This window comes from Blautia sp. AF17-9LB (genome assembly GCF_003479185.1).
In the GTDB taxonomy this organism is placed as follows: domain Bacteria; phylum Bacillota; class Clostridia; order Lachnospirales; family Lachnospiraceae; genus Fusicatenibacter; species Fusicatenibacter saccharivorans.
Map to the genome: position 1 here is coordinate 25368 of NZ_QUGU01000026.1, position 7864 is coordinate 33231.

Below are 7864 nucleotides of genomic sequence, written 5' to 3' on the forward strand. Positions count from 1 at the left end.
ATTTACTTCCCGAAAAAAGAAGATTAGCGGCTGTCACGGTTGCGTTTCCTCTGCAACTCACGCTCCAAAAGTTTGATGATGGTTTCCTCCATCTGCTTCGGCGTTGTGTTCTTCGGAAAGTATTTTTTCAGCTTGCTTGTGTTGATTTTCAAGGTTTCTTTCTGGTTGCCCTTTTCCTCCGTCATAATCGCAAATATCGTATCCATGTCAAGCCGCCCGCTCTGGCTTAACTGTTTCATCCGCTGTGCCTGTGAGAGTGAGGGCGTTGCTTCTTCGCTCTCCATCGTGGCAAAGAGGTTTTCCTGCTCGTCTTTCTTCAAGAAGGACAGTTCCACCGCAGGCGTGAGGGCGATTTTCCCCTCGTCCACCATCTGCAAAATCGGCGGTATCAGTTCCGTCAGGCGGATAAAACGCTGCACGGTCATCCTGCCCACGCCGAAGCCCTGTGCCACCTTGTCGTCCGTCCGCAACTTCGTCACAACTTGTGACGAGGTTAAGTCTGTGCGGAAACCCTGCCGCTTCATGGCTTCGGATTTCATCTTGTAAGCAAACGCCCGCTCCGATGGCAGGATATTCTCACGCTGCAAATTGCTGTCTACAAGGGTGATGATGGCTCGGTCACGGTCTAAGGGCAGGACAAACGCAGGCACGGTATTTATCCCTGCAAGTTCAGAAGCACGGACACGCCGCTGTCCTGCAATCACTTCATAACCGTCCCCGTCCTCTTTCGGGCGTGTGATTATCGGCGTGACAATGCCAAATTCCTTGATGCTTTCCGCTAACTCTGACAGTGTTTCATCTTCTGCCACATGAAACGGATTGTCGGGGAACGGGTACAAGTCTTTGGTCTTTAACACCTTAAAATCCTGTTTCTTCATTCACATATCTACCTTTCTTTCGCTCTGCTTCTATGATTTTTCTGCAATTCTTCCAACACTTCGGGCGGTATTTTTGACAGCAGCCGCCCCATCTGCTCGTTGGTTCTCTGCAATTCAAATATCTTCTGATTCGCTTTCTGCACCTTTAGTTCCTGCTCGTACTTTTCATCACGCATACGCCCCGCATAGTCTGATTCCTGCCCAATTCTCTCTTTCAAACTGTCGATATACGCCTGCTGTTTCCCGATTTCCTTAGAGAATTTCTCCACGTCTGGCAGCCATGCAGAGAGTAAATCTAACGCTTTATCCCTTTTCTTCCCTGCGTTAAAGGCGTTGATGTCGGATAGGGCAGACACGATTTCTTCATACTGTTTATCAAGCCTGCCGCCTAATTTATAGAGCCATGTGGGGACGTGTTTCCGCTTGGTTTCCATTGAGGACTGCCCCCGTTCAAGCTGATTCCACCGTGAGGACATCCGCTCATGGTAGGCGGTCTGCCACTCGGATAATGATTTCTGGTTGCCTAAGATAGCTTTCGCTGACAGCTTATTGTCTGGCGTAATCGGCACAAAGCAGAGGTGCATATGGGGCGTTCTCTCGTCCATATGGACGACAGCGGAGAGGATATTCTGCTTTCCAACACGCTCCGAAATGAAGTCAAGAGCCGTCTGGAAATACGCTTTTTGTTCTTCGGGCGGTAACTGGTTCATAAATTCTGGTGAAGCTGTGATGAGCGTTTCCACCATCATCACGCTGTCTTTCCTTGTCCTGCACCCCGCTTCGGCTACCATGCGGTTAATCTCTTTCTTGTAGGTGTACTTTGGTGGTGCTATGAGATGGTAATTGTTTTTAGAGCGTTCCATATCTATATCTGGGTTGCTTTTGTAGGCTTCTTTCTTCCGCTCGTTGTGGCGTTCACAAGCCGCAACGCCGCCCGCTTTTCGTTTCTGGAAACGCAGGATTGCATAAGGCATAGGCGGATTCCTCCTTTCTTTCGGCGGGTGACCGTCCTTTGGGGTGACAGCGGTGACGGTGGTGACAGCAGTTTTGGGATACCCCCTGCCGACTGCCGCAACTGTCACCCTCACCCCCTGCATGACGGTCATGTCGATGATGACGGTGTTTTTGGGATACCCCCCTCGCAAGAGCCGTCACCGTCATGCCGCCATTCTTTTATCCGAAGCCGTAAGGCGTAGGATAGCAGGGCACAGCCCTGCCTTAAGGGAGTCCAGAGGGAACGTCTGGCACACGACTTTGCAGGGCAAAGTGTAGTGTGTTACACCCTGTAAACGCAGTCGGAAAAATCGGAATGATTTTTCTGACCGCAGGGGTGGTTTTACACGACCGAAAAGGGCGAGTAAATCTCACGCCTGCATTTTGCGTTTACGGGGTGTTCTCCCGTAGGGATGACAGCGGCAGGGTATCCTAAAATCACTGTCACCACCGTCACTGCTGTCACCCGCAGGGCAGAGCCGCCAGCTTTACATGGCTTTAAGCGTCAATGACAGTAACAGGGGGGTATCCTAATATCGCTGTCACCACCATCACCGCTGTCACCCGCCCTCCTTGCAAGGGCAATCCGCCTGCCGTCTTTCCTGCGGCTGTACTGGTAGCAGATACGGTTCTCGCTTAAAAATGTGGTGCGGTATTCATTCAGCCATTTCGTAATCACCGTGGGTATGGTTTCCGTTTCCCCCATAGCGGCTAACAGTTCCGTTGCCGTGCCTATCCATTCTTCCTTATCCCTCATAAAATCCACCAACCGAAAAAGGACATCTGGTATCGTTTCTTTCGCAAGCTGCTCCTGCGTTTTCCGCTCCACAAGCTCCCAACGGCAATCACGGAAACGCAGCGTGTATTCCTGATAAGGCGTGTCCCTGCCCGTCACATACAGCTTGGCGGTGTCAGACGCACGTTTCTCCTTTTCCAGAACAAAGGTAGCGTCCGCACTCCCCGTTAATCCTGTCGTCCCAGACACCTTGTTGAACACGTCGCTGTCATTCTGCTTTCGGATGTGGTGTACGACAATGACCGCCAGAGAGTGCCTGTCGGCAAAGTCTTTGATGAGGGAGATGTCCCCATAGTCGCTTGCATAGGCATTGTCTTTTGAAGCTGTACGGACTTTCTGCAAGGTATCAATGACAATGAGCCTGCTGTCTGGGTAATCTTTCAGATAATCTTCAAGCTGCACGATAAGACCGTCTGACAGCTTGCAACTTGCCACGGCAAAGTGGAGCCGCCCGCTTGCTTCGTCCGTCAAACGAAATAACCTGTCCTGTATGCGGCAGAACGTGTCCTCAAGGCAGAGGTAAAGCACATCGCCCTCCATTGTCGGCATATCCCATAAAGGGATTCCCTGCGACACGCATAAGCATAGCTTCAGCATGAGCCAGCTTTTGCCTATCTTCTGTGAGCCGCAGAACAGCGATAAGCCTGTCGGGATAAGGCTGTCCACCACAAAGGATGGTTTCTCAAGCGGTTCATAAAGGAGCGTTTCGGCGTTGACTGTCTGTAACTTCTGCATGGCTTTCCTCCTTTCGGGCGGTGTCTTTGTTTTCGTTGCACATAGGCGTTGACCTCCTTAAAAATAGATTTACTCCCACGGAAAAAAGTGAGAGTATGTAATGCCGCCAATCCCACACAAATAAAAAACAGATTTCTTTTTCGGGCGGTGTCGGTCACGGTTGGAGATATTTCTTCAATTTCCGCCTTTACTTTCTCCTTTGCAATCGCAACAGATTTCTGTATTGCCGAAGCGGTGCAATGCTCCATAGCGGCGATTTGGTAAAAATTGAACTCATACTCGTAGTAGAGCAGGAAACGCCGCCTTTGTATCTCTGGAAGGCTCCCAACCGCCTTATAGAGCGTTTCATTCCGTTCTTCCTCAACCATGCGTTCATCAAGGCTCTTAGGCACACGCAACGCCCGTCTGTAAAGGGTTTCGTCCCATACCTCGTTAAACTCCCTGTGCCGCTCGTCCCATTAGAAAAGATTCCTGTTCCTGCGCTCCATCTGCCGAAACTCCATAAAGAACTGTTCCGACACTTCCAACTCGTGGGATTTGCCCTGCCCGTCCTTAAAGCTGATAAAATACCTTGTGCCGCTTTCCGTGGATTCCTCCCGAAGCGTGTATGCCTTAACCCTGTATGCCATCCTGTTGTCCTCCTGCAAAAAATGAGTGAGGGGATTTCCATCCCTCACCCAGTAGCCCGCAGGATGGCAGGCTGTTTTAGAAGCTATAAAATTTTCCGCAGCTTCTTCCGCAGATGGTCTAACCTCGCATAGATGGCACCAGTCGTCAAATGCACAAGCGGGGCAATCTCCTTTGTGGAATACCCCTGCATTTTCAGCAGGACGATTTTCAAGGTACGCCCGTCCACCGTGACTAATACTTGATAGAGATTTTCGCTCTCAATCTCTTCCAGTAACTCCGCAACCGTACCCACTTCCGCCTGCCGCTCCCTGCCTGCCATGTCCTCAAGATATTCCGCAACGTCATTCGTCCATCGGTAAAACCGCCTGTTGGAATTGAAGTCTGCCCTGTCCGCCATGCGTATCTGCTCAATGGTCGCTTCATCAACGCCGCACTCACGCAGCAGCTTTTCCTCCGCTTCTTTCCAGATACGCCATTTCCTGTCCTCCCGTCCGTGGTTGTATGCCATTCTTACTTCCTCCAATCAGAATTGATTGAGAGGGCAGAGAAAAGCCCCCTCATCTTCCCAAAGGAAAAAACAAGGGGGCTGAACGCCTTAAATTTTAATTTTCTATTATCTTTCTTAGTTTTATTAGGATTCTGGCTTTGCGTTTGTTTACAACGCTCTGGGTTATGCCCAACCTCGCCCCGACTTCACGCTCGGAAAGTCCGTCAAAAAAGATTGCCTGTATCAGCTCCTGTTCACTATCCGACAGCAAAGGCAGGGCGGCTTTCAGCCTGTCCACCATGACCGCATTGACAACGGTTTCTGCAATGTCCACCGCTTCATCAGTGATAAAGTCCAGAGGATTCCCCTCGCTGTCCGTAAATCCGTCGAGAGATAGCAGTCTATTCTTTGTATCTAATTTTTGCAGATAACGCCACCGTTCCTTGTCACGGTAGAAGTCTGTGTATTGCTCCCTCACGACTTCAAGCAGACAGCCTTGAATGGGGATAAACAGCTTGTCCATATAGGTCTGGTCGGATTCCCTGCAACGGCAGAACTCCGTGTAGGATAATTCCACATAGCCGCCACTTTCTCTGATATATACCTTTCTTGGTGCATATTTCACCATAAATACCTCCCATCTGAATTTTTGAAATGTAAAAAATCCAGATGGAGAGGCGGAGAACGACACCGCATATCAGAAACAGCCCTACGGCACTTTCCAACAAAAATCGACAAAAGAAAAACCGCAAAGGCTCTGTGACCTTTACGGTTATAGGAAATAGTAATTCTATTGTATGGAGATTGTACTTCTACTTTCAAGGTGAGAAGTACCGTTGCACTGGCAGAAATTTTTTTAACTGGTTTCCTGCCGTTCTCTGATATGCTATGTATTGATAAATTTTGCTTCGTATGAGCAGATAGATAACTGCCCGAAAAAAGGACATAAAAAAATCCCTCCAAATTTAAAAACAAATTCAGAGGGTAATTTAGGGTATAACAAAATAACCCACCCGAATATCGTTTTTTTTATTTGGTGAGTTTGTTCTTTCAAATACGAAACAAAAAGAGCCGATGATTCGTGAATTGTTCCACAATTTCATCGGCTCTGCGTCTTAAGCGTCTGGCTCTTTGATGACAGTTATCTTCAAGTTGTCAACTTTAATCAATCTTTCTTGTCTGCATTTTGGACAATAAAGGGGATAATTCTCCAAAACAGTGTCCTTCCTAATTTTATTACGGGTTTTGCTCCCACAAACAGGACACAATATCCATTCGCATTTCATCATAATTAGTCTCTAATCCTTTCAAATCTCATTTTATATGACTTTTGCAAGCTGTTAAGCTAACTTGTGGAACATATGCCGAACCTTATCTATACGGCTATTCGGGCGGCGGGGTTGGCAAATAAATTTACCAATAGCTGGCTGGTATCCTTTTAACTCTGTCAAGCAGACTCCCTGCCCATTTGTGAAATAAGTTAAATCGTTCCTGTATTCTTGAATACATCTAGCAGGGATTTCTCCTTTCAGAATGACCTCGTCATTCTTTATCTGAGTACTTACAATATCTGCACAATACCTTGGAGCATCATGATACGCCCGTGAGAGATATTCCTGCGGTGCATAAATTTCAAAGTGGAGATATGGCTCTAATAGTTCTGTCCCTGCTTTTTTTAAAGCCTGCTCCAATACGATAGGGGAAAGCAGCCGAAAGTCTGCGGGGGTACTTACAGGACTATAATACAATCCATATTCAAAACAGATTTTACAGTCTGTCACTTTCCATCCATACAGCCCCTGCTCGCAGCCATAAAGAACCCCCTCCATAACCGCATTTTGGAACGATTGATTTAAATATCCAAGTGAAACTCTGCTTTCATACTGCACTCCGCTTCCAATAGGGAGCGGCTCTATGGACAACCCGACAGAAGCCCAGAAAGGATTTGGCGGGACTTCTATGTGGATGGTATATTCTGCTTTTCTAAGCGGTCTTTCCATATATATAACAGTAGGCTCTTTTATTTCTGCCTCCACATGATATTTTTCCTCAAGGATGGCACAAATGACTTCCATCTGCACATTCCCCAAAAAAGAAAGTATAATCTCATGCGTTGTAGTATCCACATAATATTTTAAAAGAGGGTCGCCATCTGAAATTTCTGTAAGTGCCCCAAGCAATATTTCCCGCTGTTCAGATTTCTTTACTGCAATCGTTGTTTGGAGCATAGGGAGAGGATTTTCAATAAATTTTCTCTGCGGCAACAGTATTTCGTTCCCCAAAATACTGTTTAGCTGCAAAACATCATTTGGTAAAATTACAATATCACCAGAGCAGGCTGTATCGGATGAATATAATTCACCGTTTGTCGGAACACACATCTCTGTGATTTTTATTTTCTCTTTTTCAGATATTCTAATAACATCCCTCAAATGCAATGTTCCGCTATATATACGCACATAAACAAAACGCCGCCTTTTCTCTGAATATTCAATCTTAAAAACCTGCCCGCATAGTTCAGATTGACCTTCAGGCGTTGATGAATAAAATTTACTGGCAATTACTTCTATAAGCTGCCGAATCCCCAGATTGTTTTTAGCGCTTCCGTGATAAACTGGAAATAACGTTCCGTTTTGGAATCTCCTGTTTTCTTCCTGTTCCAGTTCTGACATTTTAAACGGTTTCCCTGACATATATTTCTCTAATAGTTCATCGTTTCCCATAATTACCGCATCCCACTGTTCCATATCGTCATTGTCCGTTACATTTATATGGGGATGCTGCCCAACCTTTTGCTTCACTATAATTTCCGAAGAAAGCTTTGCTTTCATTTCCCGATATACCATTGGCAAATCAATCCCCTCTTGGTCAATTTTATTGATGAAAAAAATTGTCGGAATCTTCATTATCTGTAGTGCATGAAACAGTATACGGGTCTGTGCCTGTATGCCATCCTTTGCAGAAACTAATAATACTGCTCCGTCTAATACGGATAAAGAACGGTATACTTCCGCCAAAAAATCCATATGGCCTGGCGTATCTATAATGTTGACTTTTACATCCTCCCACTGAAAAGATGTCACTGCTGTCTGGATAGTGATTCCCCTTTGACGCTCCAAATTCATTGTATCTGTCCTTGTTGTGCCTTCATCTACGCTCCCTAGTTCTGCAATTGCACCACTGGTATACAATAAACTTTCCGTTAATGTTGTCTTTCCTGCGTCAACGTGAGCCAGAATGCCTAAGTTAATTATTTTCATGTGATTTTCCTCCTATCAACACCCAAAAAGGGCAATCGAGTAGGAGAAAATTCCTCTTGATGAGGAATTTTCGACCTCTCACACC

At 46.5% G+C, this 7864-nt stretch carries 6 protein-coding genes and 2 pseudogenes; all 8 read right to left on the reverse strand.

What is annotated here, in order from left to right; genetic code table 11:
- Positions 1-23: 23 nt before the first annotated feature.
- Complete coding sequence (locus tag DWX00_RS18715) at positions 24-878, reverse strand: ParB/RepB/Spo0J family partition protein (protein WP_000743700.1); 855 nt, start codon at positions 876-878, stop codon at positions 24-26.
- An 8-nt stretch (positions 879-886) separates the two neighbouring features.
- A complete protein-coding gene (gene mobV / locus DWX00_RS18720; RefSeq protein WP_001820668.1) occupies positions 887-1852 on the reverse strand; it encodes a MobV family relaxase in 966 nt (321 codons plus the stop codon).
- Between the two features lie 517 nt (positions 1853-2369).
- Positions 2370-3402: pseudogene (locus tag DWX00_RS18725) on the reverse strand (AAA family ATPase).
- A gap of 154 nt (positions 3403-3556) precedes the next feature.
- A pseudogene (locus DWX00_RS18730) lies at positions 3557-4031 on the reverse strand (RNA polymerase sigma factor).
- Between the two features lie 83 nt (positions 4032-4114).
- Positions 4115-4540: a sigma-70 family RNA polymerase sigma factor gene (locus tag DWX00_RS18735; protein WP_000323895.1), complete on the reverse strand. Its 426-nt coding sequence runs from the start codon at positions 4538-4540 to the stop codon at positions 4115-4117.
- Positions 4541-4634: 94 nt separating this feature from the next.
- Positions 4635-5144 carry a sigma-70 family RNA polymerase sigma factor gene (locus tag DWX00_RS18740; protein WP_105116765.1) on the reverse strand — a complete coding sequence of 170 codons (510 nt, stop codon included), beginning with the start codon at positions 5142-5144 and terminating at the stop codon, positions 4635-4637.
- A 490-nt stretch (positions 5145-5634) separates the two neighbouring features.
- Positions 5635-5808 carry a cysteine-rich KTR domain-containing protein gene (locus DWX00_RS18755; RefSeq protein ID WP_002779755.1) on the reverse strand — a complete coding sequence of 58 codons (174 nt, stop codon included), beginning with the start codon at positions 5806-5808 and terminating at the stop codon, positions 5635-5637.
- Positions 5809-5859: 51 nt separating this feature from the next.
- Positions 5860-7779 (reverse strand): tetracycline resistance ribosomal protection protein Tet(O), encoded by a 1920-nt coding sequence (gene tet(O), locus DWX00_RS18760; RefSeq protein WP_000691758.1) that lies wholly within the window; start codon positions 7777-7779, stop codon positions 5860-5862.
- Positions 7780-7864 lie beyond the last annotated feature (85 nt).

Excerpts from the sequence above, each read along its gene's own strand:
- DWX00_RS18715 (WP_000743700.1), bottom strand. The coding sequence starts at position 878 with ATGAAGAAACAGGATTTTAAGGTGTTAAAGACCAAAGACTTGTACCCG.
- mobV (WP_001820668.1), bottom strand. The coding sequence starts at position 1,852 with ATGCCTTATGCAATCCTGCGTTTCCAGAAACGAAAAGCGGGCGGCGTT.
- DWX00_RS18735 (WP_000323895.1), bottom strand. The coding sequence starts at position 4,540 with ATGGCATACAACCACGGACGGGAGGACAGGAAATGGCGTATCTGGAAA.
- DWX00_RS18755 (WP_002779755.1), bottom strand. The coding sequence starts at position 5,808 with ATGATGAAATGCGAATGGATATTGTGTCCTGTTTGTGGGAGCAAAACC.